At 34.4% G+C, this 489-nt stretch carries 1 protein-coding gene; it reads right to left on the bottom strand.

What is annotated here, in order from left to right; translation table 11 throughout:
* Positions 1-79: 79 nt before the first annotated feature.
* The coding region (locus ACQPUY_RS17770) for a sterol desaturase family protein (protein ID WP_430843390.1) at positions 80-489 on the bottom strand (410 nt) is incomplete at its 5' end.

The raw sequence follows: 489 nt of genomic DNA, 5'->3' as shown, positions 1-489 counted from the left end.
CCATTGATTAGAGTTCTTGTATGATAAGGAACAACAATCATTAGTTTATTTATTATATGATTATGATATTGCTTTATATTTATGTGGCCATATGCATAAAATTAATTTTTATAGGGTTCCAGGTTTGTACCGGCCGGGTTATACCATAAACGGGTTTCACTGTCGGTAACTCTTCCTGATAAGTACCAAACCATTTATCCCAAAAAATAAAAATTTGTCCATAATTCTTATCCAAGTACTCCGGATTCAAAGCATGATGCACACGATGATGAGAAGGTGTTACAATGATTTTTTCTAACCAGCCCATTTTATCAATATGTTGTGTATGATACCAGAACTGGGCAAATAAATGTAAAGGAGCAACGATAGCAATTACGTTTGTGGGTACGCCTAACAATGCAGCAGGCAATAAAAAAATAGTGAAAACTTTTACAATGGTTGAGATACTTTGTCTCAATGCACAGGCTAAATTAAAATCCTCGCTGCTAT

It is taken from the genome of Clostridium nigeriense, from assembly GCF_050585245.1.
Classification (GTDB): Bacteria; Bacillota; Clostridia; order Clostridiales; family Clostridiaceae; genus Clostridium; species Clostridium nigeriense_A.
The sequence above is the reverse complement of the archived record's forward strand: the minus strand, read 5'-3'. Positions and strand labels throughout refer to the sequence as shown.